19 protein-coding genes are annotated in these 23,005 nt (G+C 42.5%); 10 read left to right on the top strand and 9 right to left on the bottom strand.

Annotation, left to right across the window (positions count from 1 at the left end; genetic code table 11):
- The first annotated feature begins 130 nt into the window (after nt 1-130).
- The 6 genes from BUC10_RS00810 to BUC10_RS00785 all read left to right on the top strand — a co-directional run bounded on the left by BUC10_RS00810 (nt 131) and on the right by BUC10_RS00785 (nt 10,056).
- The gene (locus BUC10_RS00810; RefSeq protein ID WP_073176022.1) at nt 131-691 is read left to right on the top strand and encodes a cob(I)yrinic acid a,c-diamide adenosyltransferase; all 561 of its coding nucleotides are present in this window, start codon (nt 131-133) and stop codon (nt 689-691) included.
- A gap of 120 nt (nt 692-811) precedes the next feature.
- Complete coding sequence (locus BUC10_RS00805) at nt 812-1,036, top strand: DUF2795 domain-containing protein (protein ID WP_013551418.1); 225 nt, start codon at nt 812-814, stop codon at nt 1,034-1,036.
- 134 nt (nt 1,037-1,170) lie between these two features.
- Nucleotides 1,171-4,533: a preprotein translocase subunit SecA gene (secA, locus tag BUC10_RS00800; protein WP_073176021.1), complete on the top strand. Its 3,363-nt coding sequence runs from the start codon at nt 1,171-1,173 to the stop codon at nt 4,531-4,533.
- Nucleotides 4,534-4,695: 162 nt separating this feature from the next.
- Nucleotides 4,696-5,913, top strand: a complete 1,218-nt coding sequence (locus tag BUC10_RS00795) for a sensor histidine kinase (RefSeq protein WP_073176020.1) — start codon at nt 4,696-4,698, stop codon at nt 5,911-5,913.
- A 42-nt stretch (nt 5,914-5,955) separates the two neighbouring features.
- Nucleotides 5,956-8,469, top strand: coding sequence for a M14 family zinc carboxypeptidase (locus BUC10_RS00790; protein ID WP_073176019.1), 2,514 nt, complete (start codon nt 5,956-5,958; stop codon nt 8,467-8,469).
- A 9-nt stretch (nt 8,470-8,478) separates the two neighbouring features.
- Nucleotides 8,479-10,056 carry an amidohydrolase family protein gene (locus BUC10_RS00785; RefSeq protein WP_073176018.1) on the top strand — a complete coding sequence of 526 codons (1,578 nt, stop codon included), beginning with the start codon at nt 8,479-8,481 and terminating at the stop codon, nt 10,054-10,056.
- Nucleotides 10,057-10,272: 216 nt separating this feature from the next.
- On the opposite strand, the gene BUC10_RS00780 is transcribed toward BUC10_RS00785, so the two are convergent.
- Nucleotides 10,273-10,509 carry a hypothetical protein gene (locus tag BUC10_RS00780; protein WP_073176017.1) on the bottom strand — a complete coding sequence of 79 codons (237 nt, stop codon included), beginning with the start codon at nt 10,507-10,509 and terminating at the stop codon, nt 10,273-10,275.
- A 546-nt stretch (nt 10,510-11,055) separates the two neighbouring features.
- On the opposite strand from BUC10_RS00780, the gene msrA reads away from it, so the two are divergent.
- A complete protein-coding gene (gene msrA, locus BUC10_RS00770; protein WP_073177029.1) occupies nt 11,056-11,742 on the top strand; it encodes a peptide-methionine (S)-S-oxide reductase MsrA in 687 nt (228 codons plus the stop codon).
- Between the two features lie 66 nt (nt 11,743-11,808).
- Here msrA and BUC10_RS00765 read toward each other — a convergent pair whose 3' ends face one another.
- Genes BUC10_RS00765 through BUC10_RS00755 form a run of 3 tightly spaced genes read right to left on the bottom strand, consistent with a single transcriptional unit; the run spans nt 11,809 to nt 14,366 of the window.
- The gene (locus BUC10_RS00765; RefSeq protein WP_073176015.1) at nt 11,809-13,272 is read right to left on the bottom strand and encodes a DNA-binding protein; all 1,464 of its coding nucleotides are present in this window, start codon (nt 13,270-13,272) and stop codon (nt 11,809-11,811) included.
- Nucleotides 13,244-13,840: a hypothetical protein gene (locus BUC10_RS00760; protein ID WP_073176014.1), complete on the bottom strand. Its 597-nt coding sequence runs from the start codon at nt 13,838-13,840 to the stop codon at nt 13,244-13,246. The genes BUC10_RS00765 and BUC10_RS00760 overlap by 29 nt, the downstream gene beginning before the upstream one ends.
- Nucleotides 13,824-14,366, bottom strand: coding sequence for an RNA polymerase sigma factor (locus BUC10_RS00755; RefSeq protein WP_073176013.1), 543 nt, complete (start codon nt 14,364-14,366; stop codon nt 13,824-13,826). The genes BUC10_RS00760 and BUC10_RS00755 overlap by 17 nt, the downstream gene beginning before the upstream one ends.
- A gap of 208 nt (nt 14,367-14,574) precedes the next feature.
- Between BUC10_RS00755 and meaB the strand changes: the two genes are divergently transcribed.
- Genes meaB through BUC10_RS00740 form a run of 3 tightly spaced genes read left to right on the top strand, consistent with a single transcriptional unit; the run spans nt 14,575 to nt 17,471 of the window.
- On the top strand, nt 14,575-15,621 hold the full coding sequence (meaB, locus tag BUC10_RS00750; RefSeq protein ID WP_084732491.1) for a methylmalonyl Co-A mutase-associated GTPase MeaB: 1,047 nt from the start codon (nt 14,575-14,577) through the stop codon (nt 15,619-15,621).
- Nucleotides 15,622-15,655: 34 nt separating this feature from the next.
- Nucleotides 15,656-16,618, top strand: coding sequence for a glycosyltransferase family 2 protein (locus tag BUC10_RS00745; RefSeq protein WP_073176011.1), 963 nt, complete (start codon nt 15,656-15,658; stop codon nt 16,616-16,618).
- Nucleotides 16,599-17,471 carry a lysylphosphatidylglycerol synthase transmembrane domain-containing protein gene (locus BUC10_RS00740; RefSeq protein WP_073176010.1) on the top strand — a complete coding sequence of 291 codons (873 nt, stop codon included), beginning with the start codon at nt 16,599-16,601 and terminating at the stop codon, nt 17,469-17,471. The genes BUC10_RS00745 and BUC10_RS00740 overlap by 20 nt, the downstream gene beginning before the upstream one ends.
- On the opposite strand, the gene BUC10_RS00735 is transcribed toward BUC10_RS00740, so the two are convergent.
- From BUC10_RS00735 to BUC10_RS00715, 5 genes are all read right to left on the bottom strand, one after another.
- Nucleotides 17,468-19,126 carry an ArnT family glycosyltransferase gene (locus BUC10_RS00735; RefSeq protein ID WP_073176009.1) on the bottom strand — a complete coding sequence of 553 codons (1,659 nt, stop codon included), beginning with the start codon at nt 19,124-19,126 and terminating at the stop codon, nt 17,468-17,470. The genes BUC10_RS00740 and BUC10_RS00735 overlap by 4 nt on opposite strands.
- Nucleotides 19,123-19,692 carry a phosphatase PAP2 family protein gene (locus tag BUC10_RS00730; RefSeq protein WP_073176008.1) on the bottom strand — a complete coding sequence of 190 codons (570 nt, stop codon included), beginning with the start codon at nt 19,690-19,692 and terminating at the stop codon, nt 19,123-19,125. The genes BUC10_RS00735 and BUC10_RS00730 overlap by 4 nt, the downstream gene beginning before the upstream one ends.
- 1 nt (nt 19,693) lies before the next feature.
- Entirely contained in the window at nt 19,694-19,921 is a 228-nt protein-coding gene (locus BUC10_RS00725; protein WP_073176007.1) for a hypothetical protein, read from the bottom strand.
- A 27-nt stretch (nt 19,922-19,948) separates the two neighbouring features.
- Nucleotides 19,949-21,316, bottom strand: coding sequence for an MATE family efflux transporter (locus BUC10_RS00720; RefSeq protein WP_073176006.1), 1,368 nt, complete (start codon nt 21,314-21,316; stop codon nt 19,949-19,951).
- Between the two features lie 67 nt (nt 21,317-21,383).
- Nucleotides 21,384-22,964, bottom strand: a complete 1,581-nt coding sequence (locus tag BUC10_RS00715; protein WP_073176005.1) for a sulfatase family protein — start codon at nt 22,962-22,964, stop codon at nt 21,384-21,386.
- Nucleotides 22,965-23,005 lie beyond the last annotated feature (41 nt).

Genomic DNA, 23,005 nt, shown 5'->3' with positions numbered 1-23,005 from the left:
AAAACGAAGAAAATCCCGAAAGTTTATGGAAGGTAAAAGACGCCATGACAATCGCAGGTAACGATTACCAATGACCACCCTTAAACTGCCCGAAATTCTTGAATACTAATTGTCCATTGATTGCTAAAAAATGAAAATCTATACCAAAACCGGTGATAAAGGCACCACGGCACTCTTTACGGGTAAACGGGTTCCCAAACACCATATTCGCATAGAGAGCTACGGCACTATAGACGAACTGAATTCCTTTTTAGGGCTGCTCCGAGATCAGAATATGGATTCCCATTCCAAAGAAATTTTGTCCCATATACAGAACAAATTGTTCACGGTAGGTGCTATTTTGGCCACTGAACCCACCAAGGACAACCGTCTAAAAATCCCACGAATTTCCGAAGAAGACATCCAAATATTGGAAAAAGAAATGGATGAAATGAATGAACAACTTCCGGAAATGACACATTTTATACTTCCAGGAGGGCACACCACCGTGTCATACTGTCATATTGCCAGAACGGTATGTCGCAGAGGTGAGCGCATGGTCTCCTACTTGAATGAAGAAGAGCCTGTACCAGAAAATTTATTGTCATACATTAACCGGCTTTCCGACTATCTCTTCGTATTGGCACGGAAGTTGTCAAAAGATCTACACGCGGAAGAGGTCAAGTGGGTTCCCGAAAAATTGGAAGAATAAATCCTAATTTTCTGCGTTTCAGATTAACACGCCAAAAATAATTTTCAAATAAATTCGATTTTACTTGACAAATTCGGTTTAAAAATTATTTTTGCAAAAAATTAAAATCAAACCGTTACTATGTACTGGACATTAGAATTAGCTTCATATTTAAGTGATGCGCCTTGGCCAGCCACCAAAGACGAATTAATAGATTATGCCATCCGAACCGGAGCTCCGCTGGAAGTTGTAGAGAATTTACAATCCATGGAAGAGGAAGGTGGTGAAATTTACGAGTCCATCGAGGAAATCTGGCCCGACTATCCTACCGAGGAAGATTACCTTTGGAACGAGGATGAGTATTGATCTCCCAGATAAACAAAACGTATTAAAAAGTCTCTTCTGAGGCTTTTTTTTATGTAATTTTGACAGCCTTGTAAAGGTTTCCATGCCGCCCTGGACAATGGAACAACTTTTGCAATCCAAAAGAAAAATTATTCATGAGCTTTATTAATTCCGTTCTAAAGGTTTTCGTTGGGGACAAATCCGAAAAAGACGTAAAATCATTGCAACCTTTGGTGAAAGAGATAACATCCTTTGAACAACAACTGGAAGGATTATCACATGACGAGCTGCGACAAAAAACGGCCTCATTTAAATCTCAAATAGCAGAAGACTGCAAAGCAATCAATGATCAGATAACCGCCTTAAAGGAAGAGGTGGAGCAGTCCACAGATATTGATAGAAACGAAGAGATCTATACCGAAATAGATAAGCTTGGCGAAGAGGCTTATAAAATTTCCGAAAAAACACTGAACAATATACTTCCCGAGGCATTTGCGGTTGTCAAGGAAACAGCAAAGCGTTTTGCCAATAATGAAACCTTGACCGTAACCGCTTCGGAGTTTGATCGAAGCCTCTCCGGTTCCAAGGATTATGTGACCCTGGAGGGTGACAATGCCATATGGAAGAATTCGTGGGACGCCGCGGGAAAAGAGGTTACCTGGGATATGGTCCATTACGATGTGCAATTGATTGGAGGTATAGCCCTGCATCAAGGAAAAATTGCCGAGATGCAAACAGGGGAAGGAAAAACCTTGGTGGCCACTCTCCCCCTCTACCTTAACGCACTATCTGGAAAAGGCTCCCATTTGGTTACCGTGAACGATTACCTAGCCAAAAGGGATAGTGCCTGGATGGCTCCTATTTTCGAATTCCATGGACTTTCTGTGGATTGCATAGACAAACATCAGCCCAATTCCGAAGGAAGAAGGGCTGCTTACAATGCTGATATCACCTACGGAACCAACAACGAATTTGGTTTTGATTACCTAAGGGACAATATGGCCCATACCCCTGGGGATTTGGTTCAACCTCCACATCACTACGCCATTGTGGATGAGGTAGATTCCGTATTAATTGATGATGCAAGGACTCCTTTGATCATTTCGGGACCCGTGCCAGAGGGTGACCGTCACGAATTCAACGAGTTAAAGCCAAAGGTTTCCGACATTGTACAGAAACAACGTCAGCACCTAACTGGAGTTTTGGCCGAGGCCAAAAAGCTTATCAAGGAGGGGGATACTAAGGAAGGTGGTTTCCTATTGCTTCGAGTTCACCGTGGACTCCCAAAAAATAAAGCCCTGATTAAATTCCTAAGTGAGGAAGGTGTAAAGCAATTGCTTCAGAAAACTGAAAACTTCTACATGCAGGACAATAATCGGGAGATGCCCAAGGTAGATGCCGATTTGTTATTCACTATTGACGAAAAAAACAACCAGATTGAATTGACCGACAAGGGGGTCGACTACATTTCTGGAGACCAGGATAAGGATTTCTTTGTGATGCCCGATATTGGTGGTGAAATCGCCAAAATTGAGCAGCAGGAACTGGAAATTGAAAAAGAAGCCGAACTCAAGGAAGAACTCTTTAAAGATTTTGCGGTAAAAAGCGAGCGTATCCATACCATGAGCCAATTGCTCAAGGCCTATACGCTTTTTGAAAAGGACGTGGAATATGTGGTAATGGACAATAAGGTGATGATCGTAGATGAGCAGACCGGACGTATCATGGACGGTAGACGTTACTCAGACGGATTGCACCAAGCCATTGAGGCCAAGGAAAACGTGAAGATTGAGGCCATGACCCAAACCTTCGCTACAATTACGTTGCAGAATTACTTTAGGATGTACAACAAATTGGCGGGAATGACCGGTACCGCGGTTACCGAAGCCGGGGAATTCTGGGAAATCTACAAGTTGGACGTTATGGAAATTCCGACCAATAGGCCTATTGCGCGTGATGACCGCCATGATTTGATCTACAAGACCAAACGGGAAAAATACAATGCCATTATTGAAGAGGTTACAGACCTTTCCAAATCTGGCAGACCTGTATTGATCGGTACCACCTCGGTTGAGATTTCGGAATTGTTGTCCAAGTTACTTAGCGTGCGTAAGATTCCGCACAATGTATTGAACGCCAAACTACATAAAAAAGAAGCTGATATTGTCGCCGAAGCTGGAAACGCAGGTATAGTTACCATTGCCACCAACATGGCGGGACGTGGAACGGACATCAAACTAAGCGATCAGGTAAAAGATGCCGGGGGTCTGGCCATTGTAGGTACGGAACGCCACGATTCTAGGCGTGTGGACAGACAGCTTAGGGGACGTTCAGGTCGTCAAGGAGACGTGGGAAGTTCGCAGTTTTATGTCTCTTTGGAAGATAATCTAATGCGTTTGTTCGGTTCGGACCGGGTGGCCAAAATGATGGACCGCATGGGCTTGGAAGAAGGAGAGGTTATCCAACATTCCATGATGACCAAATCTATTGAGCGCGCCCAGAAAAAGGTGGAGGAGAACAACTTTGGTATCCGGAAGCGTTTGCTGGAGTATGACGATGTAATGAACGCACAAAGGGAGGTCGTATACAAACGTAGACGCCATGCCCTTCAAGGAGAGCGGTTAAAGGTGGATATCGCCAACATGATCTACGATACCTGCGAGGTCATTGCCGACACCAACAAAGCTGCTGAAGATTATAAAAACTTCGAGTTTGAGCTGATCAAGTACTTTTCGATTACTTCTCCCATCACGGAAGAGGAATTTAGAAAATTAAGCTTTCAGGATATTGCCAATCAGGTGTACAAGGCGGCCTATGAGTTCTATCAGCAAAAAATGGAACGCAGCGCCACTGTGGCATTTCAGGTCATTAAAAAGGTATATGAAGATCAGACCAACAAGTTTGAGCGTATTGTGGTTCCTTTCACGGATGGTATAAAGACGCTCAATGTGGTCACCAACTTGGAAGCGGCCTATACCAGTGATGGGAAACAATTGATCACTGATTTCGAGAAGAATATCTCCTTGGCGATTATCGATGATTCTTGGAAAACACACCTTCGTAAAATGGATGAGCTAAAGCAATCCGTGCAGTTGGCCGTCCATGAACAAAAGGACCCATTACTTATTTACAAGTTTGAAGCCTTTGAGCTCTTCAAAGAAATGATTGACAAGGTGAACAAGGAGGTTATTTCCTTCCTTTTCAAAGGGGAGCTTCCATCCGAAAACACCAATCAAATCCAAGAAGCTAGAAGTGTAAGACGGCCAAAAGAAAATCTTAAGACCTCAAAAGAGGAAATCCCAAATAGTGATGAATTGGCAGCGCAGAATCGCGCCGCAGGTCAAACCCAGGGAAGAAGACCCCAGATTACGGAGACCATTGTTCGTGAGCGACCAAAAATTGGAAGAAACGACCGGGTGACCATTAAAAATGTCATGTCGGGAGAAAGCAAGACCGTAAAATATAAACAGGCCGAGCCTCTTATCGATCGGGGCGAATGGGTCTTAGTGGAGGACTAATCCGAAAATCGGGAAAACCTTAAACGACAGTCGATTATGGCTGTCGTTTTTGATTATATAAAAAACATAATTAGATTTATAGCCCAAACACCCCCGTAAAGAGCTACTTTTACTGTCTAAATAAACCATCACAGTAAAGGAAAATAACCGTACCACACGCCTATGAATGCGCCCAATGAGGACAAACGTCGTCTACAGGACAAAATTCAGTTGATTTTAAAGGTCAACCACAATTCCATTCTTACGTCTATTGCTTTTGGGTTGGTCTGTATGTTCTTCCTTGATATCAAAGGGGTAATCCCTTTTGTGTGTTTTGGCTATGCCTTGCTCAACTTCATCAATACTTTTCTTTATAGCAAGCATAAAAATTTGACGGCCACCTATAATGTCTCGTCAATTTTGGCTATGATAGGAGGAATACTCATCACCATATATAGTGGAGGAATTCAAAGTCCGTTCATTTTGGTTCTGGCCATAGTAGTTTTCGCTGGCTACGTTACTACGACCATGTACGGACAATTCTATTTAATAGTTAACCTTATTGTAGTTACGCTCATATTCTTATACGATTTAGGAGATTTTAAACTGTCCGAAAATACGGTTCCAGAAGCTTCCAGAAGATGGTTCGCCTTTCTTAGTGTCATTTTTGCGGTGTATTTATTAGGGGGCGTTTTTGGAAAGAACCTGTTGCGCGCTCATCATAAGTTGTACAAATCCCGGCGGGAGGTCCAAGAACGGATAGATGAAAAAGAAACTCTTTTGAAGGAGGTGCACCATCGGGTCAAAAACAATCTGCAAACGGTTTCCAGCTTGCTAAGTTTGCAATCCAGGGCCATTGCCGATGAAAAAATAAGCAGCATCATAAAAAGTAGCCAAAACCGTGTGGTATCCATGGCCATGGTTCATGAGATGCTTTATAAACGAGACGATTACCTATCTAAAATAGAGCTGCGTCCCTATGTAGAGGAGTTGTGCAATTATCTGGTACGATCGGTTAAGGGGAATACAAACAAGATCAAGGTAAGCCTTCATATGGATGATCATAAACTCAGCATTGACACGGTCATTCCCTTAGGGCTTATTATTAATGAGACCATCACCAATGCCCTTAAATATGGAATCACGGAAGATCAGGCCGGTGAAATCCTAATATCCCTACGCAAGCTTTCCGATAAGCGATATGAAATGCAATTAGGGGATAATGGTGCCGGATATTCAGAAGATATTAATCCAGAAACCTCTAAATCCCTTGGCCTAAAACTGATTTATAATCTGGCCAGACAACTCAGGGGAACCATAAGTCGGGATACGGAGAAAAAAGGCACCTACTACATCTTGGAATTCGAAGAAATTATAGAGGAATTCAACTCTGTTGACTAAAGCTTTTCCTATCTTTAGAAGATTAACCTAATCTTCCAAAGTATGTTGAAAAAACTATTTCTGGCTGTACTTTTTACAAGTTCCTCCCTAGCAGCTCAAGACTACTTCTTTAAAAAATTTCATCCATTTAATTCTGACATTCCATCACCCGAAGCATTTCTGGGTTATCCTATTGGAGAACACCATACTCGGCATGATCTAATAGTCGCCTACCTCACCAAACTGGCTGAAACATCGGATAGGGCCAGTATCTATGAATATGGAAGAACCCATGAAGGCAGAAAACTGGTTATTCTTACTGTGACTTCTCCTGAGAACCATAAGAATCTGGAGCAGATTAAAACACAACATCTGCAATTTGTGGACCCGGCGAAAAATGCCAATAACTATGATGAGGTGCCCATTTTTGTCAATTTAGGGTACAATGTGCACGGAAATGAACCATCAAGTTCTGAAGCTGCCCTTTTAATGGCCTATACACTGACCGCTTCCAATAATCCGGAAATACTAAATTACTTGAACAATGGTGTCATCTTCATTGACCCTACCATCAATCCCGATGGGCGCGATCGTCACACACAATGGGCTAATATGTATCAAGGAAGTCCTATGGTGGCCGACCCCCAGGATGCAGAACACAATGAGTACTGGCCACGGGGAAGAACTAACCATTATTGGTTTGATTTGAACCGTGATTGGCTTCTTGGTATTAATCCCGAAAGTCGTGGAAAATTAACTTGGTACCACGAATGGTATCCCAATGTGGTTACGGATTTTCATGAGATGGGTTCCCAGAGCTCCTATTTCTTTGAACCGATGAAGGACAACGCTTCCTTGAATCCAATCATGCCCAAGGAAAACTATGTTGAACTCAACAACCTTTTTGGCAACTATTTTGCCAAGGCATTGGATAGTATAGGCTCCTTTTATTTTAGTAAAGAGGTTTTTGATGGCACCTACCCAGGGTATGGCTCTTCCTATCCAGATTTACAAGGCGGACTGGCCCTTTTGTTTGAGCAAGCCAGTTCTAGAGGTCATAAACAGACCACTGCCTTTGGAGAGATCACCTTCCCTTTTACCATCCGAAATCAATATACGTCTAGTGTCGCAACTGTAAAAGCTGCAATAGAAAACAAGGCGTATCTGAGAAAATACCAGCAAAACTTCTTTAAAAGCGCGCTTGGAAATGCTTCCAAAAGCAGGATCAAAGGGTATACCTTTAAGGATGAGCATGATCCCAACAGGGTGAAGGCCTTTGTGGACAAGTTGTTGTTACACAAAATAGACGTCTATAAATCCGGTGAACAATTTGTGGTACCAACCCAACAACCACAATATAGAATGGTACAAACCATGTTTGAAACCTATGAAAAATATCGTGACAGTGTGTATTATGATGCCTCCGCTTGGTCCGTGGCCAATTTCTACAATATGAAATACAAGGCAACCTCCTCCTTAAATCTGGGAGAAAAGGTGGTTTCAACCTCCGATTTAATCCAGGCGACTTCGGTCCCAAAATCCGAATATGCCTATATCATTGATTACGATGATTATAATGCTGTGGCAGCGTTGAATTTCCTGCAATCAAAGGGATTGGTGGTTTCGGCCTCCTTCAAACCCTTTACGGCCAAGACAACGGCTGGGAACAAAAGCTTTAATTACGGGGCCTTGGTTATTCCTGTGAGTCTACAAAAAAAGGATTCCAACGATGTATTCAAATTGATACAAGAGGTCCAAAACCGTTTTGAAGTTCCCACTTACGCCGCACATACGGGCTATAATGCGGCCGGTATTGATCTAGGTAGCCGATATGTTGATGCTCTAACAAAACCAAAAGCAGCCATGCTTATCGGAAATGGGGTACGATCTTATGAGGCTGGTGAAGTTTGGCATCTTTTGGATACGCGAGTAGGAATGCCCATCACCAAAATCCCAATGCGAAACCTTGGTTGGGCCAATTTGGATAAATACAATACCCTGGTAATGGTTTCTGGTAGTTATGACCTATCCGAAAAACAACAGGATAAAATAAAGGATTGGGTAGGCAAGGGAAATACCCTAGTTACCATTGGAACGGCTTCAAAATGGGCCATCGACAAAAAACTGGTTGCAGAGGAATTTACCGAAAAAGAAAAGGATACCACCAAAGCTGTCGTCCGCAAACCGTATGTAAATGCTCCAGAAAATCTGGGCAAGGAAAGCGTTGGCGGTGCTATCTTTAGGGTAGATTTAGATGTAACCCACCCCTTGGCCTTTGGTTATCATGACGCATCTATCCCCGTTTATAAAAACAACAGTGTTTGGATATCACCCAGTAAGAACGAATATGCCACAGTGGCCAAATACTCCAAAAATCCGCATATTGATGGTTTCATCACCAAAGAGAATATGGAAGACAAGCTTAAGCCTTCAGCTTCTTTAATCGTTAGCAAGCTGGGAAGTGGTCGCGTCATATTGTTTGCAGACAATCCCAATTTTCGGGGTTCGTGGTATGGTACCAACAGACTGTTCTTAAATGCCCTGTTCCTTGGTAATAAAATTGAAATTCCAGAATAACCATACAACATGAAAAAATTACTCTCTTTATTGATACTGTTCCAAGCTTTTTCAGGGGTTGGGCAAGATAGCATGAGCGAAGGTCCTTTCTCCCAACTGATTATCCGTGGAGTAACGCTTATTAATGGTAACGGTGCCCCACCAAGGGGACCCATCGATATCGTGGTGGAGAATAACAAGATAGTCGATATCCAAGTTGTTGGCTACCCAGGGGTAAAAATCAAAGAAAGTAAAAGACCACAGCTCAAACCCGGAGGAAAAGAGCTTCAATGCGAAGGAATGTATTTGTTACCGGGCTTTGTGGACATGCATGGCCATATAGGCGGTGTGGCCCAAGGAGCAGATTATGACTATGTATTTAAGCTATGGATGTCACACGGAATCACCACGGTTAGGGAACCAGCTGGAAGAGGTGTGGACTGGGCCTTGGACTTGAAACGAAAAAGTGAAAAAAACGAAATCATTGCACCAAGAATTCAGGCGTATACCGCTTTTGGGCAAAACTCCGGTAATTTTAATCCCCTGAACGATGCTCCAATAAGCACGCCGGAACAAGCCAGAAAATGGGTGCGTGCCAACGCCCAGAGAGGGGCTGATGGCATTAAATTCTTTGGTGCGCCACCAGAAATTATGTCGGCCGCTCTAGATGAAAACAAAAAGTTGGGATTGCGATCAGCCTGTCATCATGCCCAGTTGGATGTGGCCCGATGGAATGTACTCCATTCCGCGCGAGCGGGTTTAACCAGTATGGAACATTGGTATGGATTGCCCGAGGCCCTGTTTGAAGATCGGACCGTTCAGGATTATCCGTTAGGTTACAACTATCAAAATGAGCAACATCGTTTTGAAGAGGCTGGAAAACTATGGAAACAGGCCGCAAAACCTTTTTCTGACCATTGGAACAAGGTTATGGATGAACTCATCAGCCTTGATTTCACACTGGACCCTACCTTCAATATTTACGAAGCCAGTCGTGACCTACATAGAGCACGCAGGGCGGAATGGCACGAGGATTACACCTTGCCATCACTTTGGGATTTCTACCAGCCGAGTAAAATATCCCATGGTTCGTATTGGCATGATTGGGGAACGGAACAGGAAGTCGCTTGGAGGGAAAACTACAAGCTATGGATGACCTTTGTAAACGAATATAAGAATCGAGGAGGGCGTGTTACCACGGGCTCCGATTCGGGATTTATTTTTCAATTGTATGGCTTTGCCTATATCCGGGAACTGGAGTTGTTTCGGGAGGCCGGATTCCATCCCTTGGAAATCATTCAATCTGCAACACTCAACGGAGCCGAGGCACTTGGCTTGGCTGATAAGATTGGTACAGTGGAAATTGGAAAACTAGCGGATTTCGTTGTAGTTTCCGAGAATCCTCTAAAAAACCTAAAGGTTCTCTACGGCAATGGAGCCATAAAACTTACAGATGATAATCAGGTTGTGCGTGTGGGTGGTGTCACCTACACTATTAAGGATGGGATTATTTACGACGCAAAGGCGCTTTTGCGAGACGTAAAGAGAATAGTATCGCAGCAGAAACAAAAATTAAACTACACAATAAAGCAGCCGGGATTAAAATAGCGTACATATTTTATGGGGTTTTAACGATTGGTGAATACGAAAATAATAGAATGTCTGTGGCAAATGCTTAAGAATCGGTGTGTTGCGATTTAATCCGATTAAGCGTTTTTGGGTCTTGGTTTTGCCTTCTTTTACGAAATGAAAAAACAACCGAGGCAACTACAAAAGCCACACTAAGGAATAACGTAAAAGGGATAGCAATTTCCAATATCATGATTAAGCCAATTTAGCTTTGTTCCTTTTTGTTCTAAAAGAAAGAGCTTTTTTGATTCTGGAATTCTTGAACATGTACAAACGAGCAACTTCAGTTTCCTTTTCAGTTTGCTCCTGAATCTCAACATTCAATTCAACACCTTCGGTAATGACATCTACCTTAACTTCTTTAGAGATGTCTTGGGCCATAGCTAAAGTTCCGAAGAAAACTACTGTGATGATGGTTAATACTGCTTTCATGACTTGGGTTGTTTTTACATGGTAAATTTACCTTCGACCCTCCCCTGGCCCGGATTTTCATCGCTTAACCTCCATTTTTTTTCGGTGTCGGAACTTTTTTCGGCTGAAGTGTATTTTATCCTCGATGAAAGTTTTTATGCCAAAATACAGGCTACCGAAACCATGTGCATTTCATCGATACTCCCAGTCGCAGCATACTTTTCAGAGCGTGCAGTTGGTCTGGTTTTTTGGTAAGGACGTCGAGAGAAGACCTTGCCCTGAACCCATAGTTTTTATAATTTCAGGGCATTTGAAAGTCAGAATAGGTCATTTTAAAGTGCGTGGGTCTGAAAATACCATTTAAGGCCATCTAAATTTTAGAATGAGATTTATAACCTTAAACAGAGCAGTGATTTTTTTATGAAAGGGATTCCAAGCTAGATCAAATTGCCACTATGGATATCGTACGAGGTTCTCCATTAACCGAAACTATCACAATTTAATCTTAAGATTTGGTTGGACTAGTAATTTGACACTTTGAATTCCGACCTAAAACCCAAACCCATTATGAAGATGATAAAGATTGCACTATCAGCTCTTTTGCTTATCGCAACAACAAGCTGTCAGCCCGAGACAAAAAACACTAATACCACTCAAGTAGTTACTCAGGAGGCTGTCAAGGAAGTAATTGCCGACCCGGTTGACCTCCAAAACTACGAGACGGCATACTTTGCCAGCGGATGTTTTTGGTGTGTTGAGGCTATTTTTGAAAGTGTAAAGGGAGTTGCAGAAGTGTATTCTGGATATTCAGGCGGTCCTGAAAAAAATCCCACCTATGAACAAGTGGCCTACGGAAGAACCCGGCATGCGGAAGCCGTGGAGGTCTATTACGATCCCGAGGTCATCTCGTTTACCCAGTTGGTTCAGGTATTTTTTGGTTCGCATGACCCTACTTCCCTTAATCGGCAGGGGCCGGATAGGGGTGCCCAATACCGTTCCATTGCATTTTACAAAAATGAAGAGGAGAAAAAGATCATTACCGATTATATCGAACTGTTGGAATCCAAGGAAGTTTATGGCCGACCTATTGTAACACAAGTGAAGGAATTTGAAACCTTTTACAAAGCTGAGCCGTATCATCAGGACTATGAAAAGCGTAATCCCAACAATTCTTACATAAGAAATGTTTCTATTCCTAGACTGAACCGGTTTAAGGAGAATTTCAAATCGTATCTCAAGGAGGAAGCCCATTAGGCAGAATCCAATATCTGGGCCAGGAAAGTACTTGTAGCGTAGGTTGATTATGGGAAAAAGGTGTATCTATTCCTTTAGCACCACCTCACTATACTTGGAGTTGATGTTAATGGCCTTGTCCGTTTTGTTGCTGATATGATAACCTTTATGCACATTGGTATTGTAATTCTTTGATGAGCCAATGGCCAACACCTTGGGATACTCAAAATTAGAGGTGGTTTCATTTACATAGATGGAAAAGGGCACAGATGGAATCTTAAAGTCCACTTCCCCATTTTCTACGGTGATATCGATATTGGAAAACCCATCGGCCACAGAATTGATTTGAAGTGCCCCAAGATTATTGGTCACAAAGACTTTGTCTTCCAAGCGATCTATGGTCACTTGGGATGAAACCGAGTTCAACCGCAACTCCTTCACTTCCCTTAAGTCTACCCTATCCGAGTAATCCGTCTTTAACTGGCCATAATTCCATTTTTGTACCACTACTGGAGAGTAAGACGCTCTAATGTTCGTTCTATCCCCATCTATGGTGGAGGCCAGCAAGCTTGCATACGACAAGCTTGCATTTAGATTCTTGGTGTTTGCGGCCAATTTCACCTCCCCGTGCCTAACATTCATTTTTAGTTTGACCGACTTGGGCATTTTAATCTTGATTCGCTTTTTGACCTTATACTGCTTTTGCTCCCCATCTGAAGAAAAGTAGAAAATATTGGAATCGTCATCGCTGTGAATGCTAAAGGTTCGGGTGGTAGAGTGCGTACGCCTTACTTCGTCTCTTTTTTCGCGCATCTCGGCCCGTGCTTCTTCCCTAGCCTCTCTAGCTTCTTCCCTTACGGCCCTAGCTTGCTCACGGGCTTCCTCTCGCTGCTGCCTAAGTTCATCCCTTTGCTGCAATAGCTCCGCACGTTCCTGCTCCCTTTCTTTGGATCGCTGTTCCATTTTTTCCCCCCATTCCTCTATTTTTTTCTGATAATTCTTATCAAAATTCTTATCAAAATCCTTCTTCCATTCCTTTAGATATTTATCACCATCTTTCTTATAGGCATCGTAGTCAAACTCCGTAAACGGAATTGGAGGTAACGGGGGTAATTCCGGAATGATCATAACTTCCGGCAATTCGGGAATCTCCAACTCTTCAAAAAGAGGTTCAATTGCTGGCATTTCTGGCACCACAAACTGAAAATCGCCTGGATGTGAGCCTGCTGCAAAAACCCCATAACTGGCACTCCCGGTCCTCACTTGAATTTCCTTGCTGTTCCCTAGAATCTTTATTACATCCTTTTCAAAGAAGTCCTTGGCCTCTTCATCCGTAGCGCCTTCCAGTTCAACCTCCGCTGTGATTTCCACTTCGTCCTTTGCCCATGTCTCAAACTCAATATCGGCATGACTTGTATCAATATTCAACACTGTTTGATCATTTACATTGAACGTTTCCGTATAAGTCTTGGTCTTTTCCTGCGCCTGGCCAACGCATACAGCCAGAACAAGCAGAACGACATTACATAATATTAGATGATTCCTGTTCATTTTTTGATGATTTTAATTGATTCAACTTAGTTTTCAGCTTCTGCAACAGTTGCAGCCGAAGCTGTAGATTTTTTATCAGGGCATTAATGGTCTGGTCATTTGGACCAATTTGATTGAGCTCTTCATTCAAAAGGGCATATTCTGCATTCAATTCGGATAATTTGTCCAGATATCCATTTATAAGTGTCTTATTGTCCCCATCAAACTCCAACCCAGAAAGTTCAAGATTGATATTGGTCACGTAGTAGTTCTCAATTTTCTTTAGGTCAGGGGATAAATCACCCAAAGAAATTGTCTGGACTTCTGTGTCATTCTTTTGCACCACCTGGGTTTCTGGGCCTGATTTAATCTTATTTTCCAAAGAACTGATATAAATTCCCAGTCCGAGAAGCACCACGATGGCAGCAGCTACCTTCAGCCAGAAAAAATTGTTTATGGTTTTCCGTTTTGCTCCAATGGGAAGTTCTTTCTCCAGCCTATCCATAAACCGCTGCTCGTGGCCGCGTTTCATTTCGATTGGTTGTTTTTTGCGTTCTTCCGCGAACATTTTTCTAAGATCCTGTGCCATACGTCATTTTTTTAAGTATCTCCTTTAATTGTGCCTTGCCCCTTAGTAAACGGGTTCTGGAGGCAGTATCCGAAATTCCAAGGATTTGTGAAATCTCACCATGGTCATAGCCTTCAACAAGGAACAGTTGTACCACATACCTATACTTCTCAGCCAGAGTTTCTATTGCTTCCCTTACCGTTTCCAACGCTATTCCATCCTCCACGGTCCAATCATCATCTTCCGCAACCTGTAGGTAATTATCTTTAAATTCAACCATTTTCTGGTTTTTCGATTTTAAAAAATCAATGCTTCGGTTTACCACTATCCGTTTTAACCATGCGCCAAAAGTGACCTCACCCCTGAACTGGTGAATCCGCTGAAAGGCCTTTATAAAAGATTCTTGCAGCACATCTTCCGCATCATCTGGGTCCTTCACAAAACGAAGGGCCACGCCATACATACCATCACAATATTGGCGGTACAGCTCCATTTGGGCTTTGCGGTTGTTGGACTTGCATTGTTCTACCAGTTCAATTTGAAACATGGTGGGCTTCGGTTTGGTGTTTTGTTGTTGTAATAAAGACGGAGGAAAAATACCGTCGTTGCAAAATAGTTCAGTTTTAAGGCATTTTAACAAAAATAAAGGTGTTCAGGCTGTAACAAGATTTCTAAATTGCAATAACAATCCAAGCTAAACACACGCAACACGTTTAAACTTTTTAACTTAGCATGAAATCACCTATTTACCAGCAGTGCCGAACAAGAAGAAGACCTCTGAGCATACCGTATCCAGAATAAAACAGTTGCGAAAGCAGGAGATTTCTGTGGAGCAATTGACTGAAGGTATTTTTGCAGGGGACAAAACCTTCCTGTCCAAAGCAATCACCCTTTTGGAAAGTTCCAATCCCAACCATTTTGAAAAGGCCAATGCCATTATAGAAAAATGCCTGGCCAAGCCCAATAGCAGTATTCGTATTGGAATAACTGGTGTGCCGGGTGTGGGAAAGAGCTCATTTATTGAGGTTTTTGGTAAAGCACTTACAGGCCTCGGAAAAAAAGTGGCCGTGCTTGCGGTGGATCCCACCAGTTCACTCAGCAAAGGCAGCATCCTGGGCGATAAGACAAGGATGGAAAGTCTTTCCAAGGATACCAATGCCTTTATTCGCCCATCACCATCCGGTGATTCCCTTGGCGGGGTGGCCAGAAAAACCAGAGAAAGCATCATATTATGTGAAGCAGCTGGTTTTGATACCATTCTTGTGGAAACTGTTGGTGTCGGACAAAGTGAAACTGTGGTGCACAGTATGGTTGATTTTTTTCTATTGCTAAAATTATCAGGTGCTGGGGATGAACTTCAAGGGATAAAAAGGGGCATCATGGAAATGGCCGATGCCATCGCAATTAACAAGGCGGATGGCCATAATCTGGAAAAAGCCAAGTTGGCCGAAACCGAGTTTAGAAGGGCCCTACATCTATATCCTCCCAAAAAGAACGGTTGGACCCCCAAGGTAATACGCTGTTCAGCGATGGATAATACGGGTATACGGGAGATTTGGTCGATGATTCAGGATTTTGTAGAACGTACAAAGGTCAATGACCATTTTGAAACCAACAGAAAAGAACAAAACAAGAATTGGTTTCTTCAGACGGTAGACCAACAATTGATGCATTTTTTCTATCAGAAAGATTCTTTTAAGACCCAGCAAGCAAAGATGCTCAAGGACGTGGTGGACAGCAAAATATCACCTTTTTATGCCGCCAAGACTTTATTGGATGGACTAAAAAAAGAACTTAAATAAAAGAAGTAAATTTGCGCAGATCATAAGCCAATTCATGAGCACCGTTACCGATTCCCTTCTTTCCATTGTGGTTCCACTTTATAATGAAGAAGATAATGTAGTTCTCCTGACCCAAAAAATCCATGAAAGCCTTGAAGGGTATAACTATCAGATTGTCTATGTTGACGATTTTTCCAAGGATAAGACCCGTAAAGTCGTTAAGAACATGGATGACTCCAAGGTGCATCTGATCGAACTCAAAAAGAACTACGGGCAGAGCTTGGCCCTTGCCGCTGGGATTGATTATGCAGAAGGTGAGTACATTATTACCATGGATGGCGACTTACAGAATGACCCCTCTGATATTCCAAAAATGTTGGAAGAAGCCATTGGCGGAGAATACGATGTTATTACGGGAATCCGTCAAAAAAGAAAGGATTCCTTAGTAAAAAAGATTCCCTCTAAAATTGCCAATTTTTTAGTTAGAAGAGTTACTAAACTAGACATCAAGGACAACGGATGTGCCCTCAAGGTCTTTACGAAGGACATTGCAAAAGGGTTGAACCTGTATGGGGAAATGCATCGGTTTATCACGTTGTTGGCCCATTTGGAGGGTGCACAGATCAAACAAGTGCCAGTGAAGCACCATGCACGACATGCCGGTGTATCCAAATACGGTTTGGAGCGGGTTTTCAAAGTGGTGGCCGATATGATGTTGTTGTTGTTCATTAGAAAGTACTTCCAAAGGCCCATACACCTATTCGGAATTTTTGGTGTACTGTTGATCATTCTGGGCATCTTTATCAATATCTATCTGCTTATTGTTAAACTTGGCCTTGGCGAGGACATAGGCAATAGACCCCTACTAATATTTGGAATGATGTTCATTTTAGGAGGAATTCAATTGTTCACTATTGGTATAGTCATGGAATTGCTCATTCGCACCTATTACGAATCCCAGCAGAAAAGACCTTATCGGGTCAAAAAAATAAGCATAGGTGACGGAAAAGCTGCGTAAAAAGCTACTTACAGCTTTAAAAATTGTGATCAGTGTTGCCCTGATCTATTTTATTTTCACCAAAATAGATTTTAAGGAAGTTGTAGGCACCCTGAAGGATAGCAACCCGTGGTATCTATTCCTTGGAATTTTATTGGTTGCAAGCTCAAAAGCCATTGGTGCATTACGACTTAATCTTTACTTTCATCAAATTGGCGTGAAACTGACCCATCTAAGCAATTTCAAACTTTACCTGCTTGGAATGTTCTATAATTTGTTCTTACCCGGCGGTATTAGTGGAGATGCCTATAAAGGTTACGTCATCCAAAAGAAATACAAGGCTGGGACCAAGAAAGTTGTTGCCGTGCTTTTTTTGGACCGACTTAGCGGACTACTTGCAATATTTATTTACTGTTGTGTGCTAGCCATACTTTTGAATCATCCGTTGTTTGAATCGCTCATATGGCTTATTTTGGGAGGTATTCCTTTGGCTATTTTTGTTTTTTGGTGGCTTATTAGAAGATTCTTCCCATATACGCTTCCCGTTTTCTGGAAATCCTTTGGTTTTTCCCTATTGGTTCAAGGCACCCAAATGATCTGTATTCTTTGTATTCTTAAATCCCTATCCATTGATTGGGGCATATTCGAATATCTTTTTGTGTTTTTGATCTCTTCCATTGTATCCGTGATTCCGTTGACGATAGGGGGAATAGGCAGTAGGGAGGTTACATTTTTATATGGGGCCAAATGGTTGGGGCTGGATGCCAATACTTCCATAAGTATCAGCTTTATATTTTTTCTTATAACAGCCCTAGTTTCATTTTTTGGGATACTGTTTCACTTCAAAAAACCTGAATTGGAAGTGGGGAACTAATCCAATTGTACCAAATGCATTTTGTTGAGTTTTTTCTCCCTCGTATGTGGGTTAAGGAATTTGAGCTGTAATCGGGTTATTCTAAATTGGTCCACCGTTATCTGTTCATGCCAATGAAAACCAGAATTCAAGAGGGTCTCCAATTCCATATCATCCGCATAAATCCAGATACCGGTCTTATTCTCCAATTCTGGTAACGAAATGATTTTCACGGGGTATTGATTGTAAAAGTCAAGAGCCCATGTATGACGGGTTGTAATTTTGTAAATATCATCATGGGGTATATCCAGTTCCTTTACCCTTTCAGCCATATTGGAACCTCCTTGATAGGCCAGCAATCTAGGATAAAAATGCAAATTCAATACTGCATTTAGCAATAAGGAACTACACACAGATAGTGTGATGATCCGCATATAGTAAGCTTCACGCTTCAAACAGAAATAGGTAATGATTCCCAAGCAGGCAATGAGCAGGACATAATAAAACCCCTTTTCAAACTTAAAAACGTGGAAGCAAAGTAGAAGAACGCCAATAAACACAATGCTCAGGATAAAATATTGGATGCCCAACAAAATCTTGATCATCTTTCGCTTGGAGTTCTTATAAAGATCATGCAAATAAGAAGCCGATAAGATGGCGTAAAGCGGAATTAAAATATTCATATAATGCGGAAGCTTAAACTGGGCGAAGCTTATCAACAAAAACAGGATGGAAATTCCTCCCACCGTCATAAATTCCAGCTTCGGGTTAAAAGCAAAGTTCGTCTTCCAAAATTCCCTCACTCTACACCAATACGCAATCAAAGCCAAAACTGTCCAGGGAAGAAAGACCCATAGAAAGGTGTGAAAAAAGAAAAAGAAGTCATTGCTATTCTTGCCTACTCCCGCTCCGCTCATCCGTTCAAAACTCTGTTCCCAGAAAATAAAGAAAATACCACTTCGGCCGTTTCTCCCTCTAATCACTTTTTCCGGATGCAAATCAAATTGCAGATAGTACGCATATAACATGGGCGCAATCGTCAGTCCAAAAACAAGGATTGCCAACAAAAGTTTCCAGCTGATCAAGCGATGCCACTTTTTAGTGTAGGACAAATGGCAAATCAATGAAACTCCAATAACAACCAAAGCAATCTGTCCTTTGGTGGAAAAAGCCATCCCTGCGCCAAATGCGCCAAGGAGGATATGCAGCAATTTATCTTTTTCAACAAACAGGGCCAACTGCCAAATGGCAAAAACGGAAAAGCCAGTCAATACAGCATCTGTACGGACATCTATTCCGGATAGGACAATGGTCTGTGCGGTTAAAAATATAAGGGCGGAAAATCTGCCAACATCTTTATTATACAAGAGTCTACCAAGTCCATAACAGCTGTATGCACCAAGAAAAATGGCCAAAACACCCGGTATTCTGTAAGCCCAATCGTGAATGCCAAAAAGTTTGTAGGAGAAGGCCGCCAGCCAATAGTGCATATGCGGTTTATCAAGATATTCCTCTGTACCCTTAATCAAGGTAAAGAAATCATTTTCCTGCACCATTCGCATTGCCATAACCGCAAATTGTGCCGAGTCGTTCTCAAAAAGGGTCACAAATAGTCCGGCTATGTATAACAAAACTATTAGGGCAAGCAAAAACCAATACCTGGTAGATGAAATCATGTACCCAATTTTTGAAAGGCAAATATAGTCAACTTGGAAAACACCCACCCGAAAAGGGCTCCCATGGCCATACCGGTCACTACATCCAATGGAAAATGTACTCCTATGTAGATACGACTATGGCCTATAATAAGCGCCCAAAATATCAGGAACATACCTATAAACGGGACTTTCTTTCTAAAAAGAAGCGTGAAGTACATTGCAGGGGCGAACGAATTGGCCGCATGGGCAGAAAAGTAACTGAATTTTCCACCACAATAACTTTTTACTAAACGCATGACCCCGCTTATCTCGGCATCGTGACAAGGTCTCAATCGGCCAACACCATACTTAAAGAAATTGGATAGTTGGTCCGTACAGGTAATGAGCAATGCTACAGCCGCCAATACCACAAGGGTTCTTTTGGGACCAAAGTTTCGATATACCAGATACAACAAAAACAAGTAGAGGGGCGCCGAATTTCGGGTTCTGGTCATGAACATCCAAAATCCATCCCAGGTCGTGGTTCCCAGACTATTGAGATACAGAAAAAGCTCCTTATCAAGTTCAACGAGTTGCTCCAGCATGTTATGAATCGTATCTAGCTACTTCCCTATCATAAAATGCCGTCGCCGCCTCAATTAAACTTTCTGCCTCCGTTGACAGCTCTTGCTCATCTTCCTTGGAAAATTCCTCCAGCCATTCCACCTCATCATTTTCCAAATTGATGATAAAGCGAGGATATTCGGTATGCACGATAAAAATAGAACTTGGGTAGTCGGTATTATCACCTAAAAGAAACTTGGGTAATTCCATTTATAGCAGTTTGTGTATTGCTCTTAATTAGCTGTTAATTAACTTCTTGGTCAAATAATTGAATCGAATATACAACATTACGGCCGATGCGGTAAGTCCCAGCAAAAGTCCCATCCAAATCCCGGAACTTTTATATTCTGTATGGAGTCCAAAGTAATAGGAAACCGGAAAACCAATAAGCCAGTAAGCAATAAAGGTAATTACTGTGGGTATCTTAACATCCTGTAGACCTCGTAAAGCTCCCAAAACCACAACTTGTATACCATCGGATATTTGAAAAAATGCGGCCACCAGCAACAGTTTGGCCGCAATAACGATCACCTCTGTATTGTCCATTTGATTGACCACATCATCCACATCCAAATAGATGGTAGGCAACCAATATCTACCCAACAAGAACAAGGCCGCGAAGACCACGTCCAGAATCAAAGTGAGAAAAAATATAGACTGGGCAATTCGTCTTAACTCGGAAAAATTTTGCAATCCTTTCTGGTTGCCGACCCGCACCATAGCGGCCACGCTTAAGCCCATCCCGACCATAAAGGTCATACTGCTCAAATTCAGTGCAATTTGGTTAGCTGCTTGGGCATTTTTACCTAAAACTCCACTTAACCATATAGCGGCAGTAAAAATGGCCACCTCAAAAAACATTTGTAGGGCCGATGGAAACCCGAGACTAATAATCTTGTTGATGACTTTCTTTTCTATGACCTTGAAGTTAAATCCAGTAACATAAGACTGAAACTTCTCTTTTCGCTTGAGCAGAAACCAAATGTATCCCACCATAATAAATCGTGATGCCAAAGTGCCGATGGCAGCTCCCACAATGCCGAGTTTCGGAAAGCCAAAAGAACCAAAAATCAGTAAGTAATTAATGACAATGTTCACCACGTTTGCCAATACTGTAGCGTACATGGGATACTTGGTTTGGGAAAGCCCTTCGGAAAATTGTTTGAACGCCTGAAATACAATCAGAGGTACCAACGAAAATGCGACCAACTCCAAATAGGGAATGGCGAGTTCCACCACCTCAGCAGGTTGTTGCATATAGTTTAACATGGGCTTGCACAGCAGGATGATACCAAACAACGAAAGCCCCAACAAGGTGCACAACACCAAACCATGCTTCAACGCCCGCTTTCCAGCGGCTTGATCTCCAGCGCCATCCGCTTCGGCAACCAACGGGGTAATAGCCGTGGAAAATCCAATTCCCAGGGACATGGCTATAAACACAAAACTGTTTCCCAGGGAAACCGCTGCCAGCTCGGCGGTTCCAAGTTGCCCAACCATGATATTATCCGCAAAGGCTACAAAAGTATGACCCAGCATGCCCAATATTACGGGATAGGCCAGTCTTAGGTTGTATGCAAATTCTCTGGTATAATTGGAAAGCACTTGCTCAAATTAGGAAGCCAAAGATACTGTTTACCTCGGCCCTAAACGAACAGATTTTGGTTTTTAATTACTCCTGAAATGCTGTCTCCAGAATAGCCTGCATTTGCGGATAATCTTCATCCATATCCCCATACATTTTTCGTTGTTCCAACAGCTCCTTTTTCATGCTTTGTATAACTTTTTCGTACTTCTCCTCATTCACGGCGTTATGAAGTTCCTTCGGGTCTTCCTTCAGATCATAAAATTCCCATTGGGCCGGAGTAGTCTCTTTTGAGGTCCCCTGTTTGTCCAAGTCCTGTCCATAGAAAAGAGCAAGCTTGTACCTGTGGTTTCGAATTCCAAAATGGGCTGGTCTATGGGGGTGGTGCAACCAATATCTATAATACATGCTTTGTCTCCATGCTGCCGGAGGGTTTCCCTCTAGGATTTCCCTAAAACTTGTTCCCTGCATATAGTCTGGTCGCTCTAAACCTGCATAGTCCGCAATCAAGGGTGCAAAGTCAATATTGAGGATAATGTCATCTATGCGTTGTCCCCCTTTTATTTTTTTGGGATATCGGATGACAAAGGGCATTCTAAGGGATTCCTCGTAAATCAACCGTTTGTCAAAAAAACCATGTTCTCCCAAGAAATAGCCTTGGTCCGCTGTGTATACTACAATGGTATTGTCCGCTACACCTTCTGCCTCGAGGTAATCCAAAAGCTTGCCTATATTGTCGTCGATAGCCGCGCCGCAGCGTAGAAAGTCCTTCACTAATTTCTGGTAAATCTTTTTGCGCTTTTGAATACTGTCCAGACCATCCAACGGGTATGGTAGACCAGGATAGCTCGTCCAAAACTTCTCAGGGTTTTTTGTGGCCTCATCCCATCTTACTCCCAACCGCTCCAAAATTTGTCCGCCAAAAGTCCTTCCTGTAGTTTCTTTTCCCCAATCCAACAGAGATTCAGGCTCGGGCATTTCCATATCCTCATAAAGGTGGGCAAAACGTTCTGGGTATTCGAATGGCTCGTGGGTTGCCTTAAAGTTGCAGAACATTAAAAAGGGTTGGTTTTTATCGCGTTTTTCCAAGTGTGAAATGGTCAAATCCGTAATCACATCCGTAGAAAAACCTTTATGGACGGTTCCTTGTGTGCCATCATGCCCATCGACCCAGTTTTCCTTGGTTTTCATAACCGGGTCCCAATACAATCCCTGCCCTGGTAATACATTGAAGTAATCAAACCCTTCTGGTTGGCCCACCAAATGCCACTTTCCAATGATTGCCGTTTGATATCCATTTTGTCCGAGGGTCTTGGCAATGTTTGGATGTCCTTTCGGCAATGGTTCACTCAACGTATACACCTGGTTCATATGACTATACTGGCCAGTTAGGATACTTCCCCTGCTCGGGGTGCAAATGGAGTTGGTGCAAAAGGCATTGTTCAGGACCGCACCTTCCCGCGCCAAACGCTTTAAATTTCCATTCTGTGCATAATCGGCCAAAATACCGCCATAAAGTCCCCAAGCTTGGGAGGTATGGTCATCAGAAAGGATGAAAAGAATGTTGGGTTGTTCCGGGGTTTCTGTTTTCGTCCCGGATTTACAAGAAAATAGGAGCAGAACCACTAAAAAAAGTGAAGAACGCTTTACTAGGGTATTGGGTTTCATTACAAAATGCTTTTATGGCTGGAGCATAAAGCTATTGAAAA

It is taken from the genome of Flagellimonas flava, assembly GCF_900129665.1.
Taxonomy (GTDB): domain Bacteria; phylum Bacteroidota; class Bacteroidia; order Flavobacteriales; family Flavobacteriaceae; genus Flagellimonas; species Flagellimonas flava.
The sequence above is the reverse complement of the archived record's forward strand: the minus strand, read 5'-3'. Positions and strand labels throughout refer to the sequence as shown.

Coding starts and splice junctions, on each gene's coding strand:
- BUC10_RS00730 (WP_073176008.1), bottom strand. CDS start 19,692: ATGCTGGAGCAACTCGTTGAACTTGATAAGGAGCTTTTTCTGTATCTC.
- BUC10_RS00780 (WP_073176017.1), bottom strand. CDS start 10,509: ATGAAAGCAGTATTAACCATCATCACAGTAGTTTTCTTCGGAACTTTA.
- BUC10_RS00805 (WP_013551418.1), top strand. CDS start 812: ATGTACTGGACATTAGAATTAGCTTCATATTTAAGTGATGCGCCTTGG.
- BUC10_RS00810 (WP_073176022.1), top strand. CDS start 131: ATGAAAATCTATACCAAAACCGGTGATAAAGGCACCACGGCACTCTTT.
- BUC10_RS00745 (WP_073176011.1), top strand. CDS start 15,656: ATGAGCACCGTTACCGATTCCCTTCTTTCCATTGTGGTTCCACTTTAT.
- BUC10_RS00795 (WP_073176020.1), top strand. CDS start 4,696: ATGAATGCGCCCAATGAGGACAAACGTCGTCTACAGGACAAAATTCAG.
- BUC10_RS00760 (WP_073176014.1), bottom strand. CDS start 13,840: ATGGCACAGGATCTTAGAAAAATGTTCGCGGAAGAACGCAAAAAACAA.
- msrA (WP_073177029.1), top strand. CDS start 11,056: ATGAAGATGATAAAGATTGCACTATCAGCTCTTTTGCTTATCGCAACA.
- BUC10_RS00765 (WP_073176015.1), bottom strand. CDS start 13,272: ATGAACAGGAATCATCTAATATTATGTAATGTCGTTCTGCTTGTTCTG.
- BUC10_RS00755 (WP_073176013.1), bottom strand. CDS start 14,366: ATGTTTCAAATTGAACTGGTAGAACAATGCAAGTCCAACAACCGCAAA.
- BUC10_RS00715 (WP_073176005.1), bottom strand. CDS start 22,964: ATGAAACCCAATACCCTAGTAAAGCGTTCTTCACTTTTTTTAGTGGTT.
- BUC10_RS00725 (WP_073176007.1), bottom strand. CDS start 19,921: ATGGAATTACCCAAGTTTCTTTTAGGTGATAATACCGACTACCCAAGT.
- BUC10_RS00790 (WP_073176019.1), top strand. CDS start 5,956: ATGTTGAAAAAACTATTTCTGGCTGTACTTTTTACAAGTTCCTCCCTA.
- secA (WP_073176021.1), top strand. CDS start 1,171: ATGAGCTTTATTAATTCCGTTCTAAAGGTTTTCGTTGGGGACAAATCC.
- BUC10_RS00735 (WP_073176009.1), bottom strand. CDS start 19,126: ATGATTTCATCTACCAGGTATTGGTTTTTGCTTGCCCTAATAGTTTTG.
- BUC10_RS00785 (WP_073176018.1), top strand. CDS start 8,479: ATGAAAAAATTACTCTCTTTATTGATACTGTTCCAAGCTTTTTCAGGG.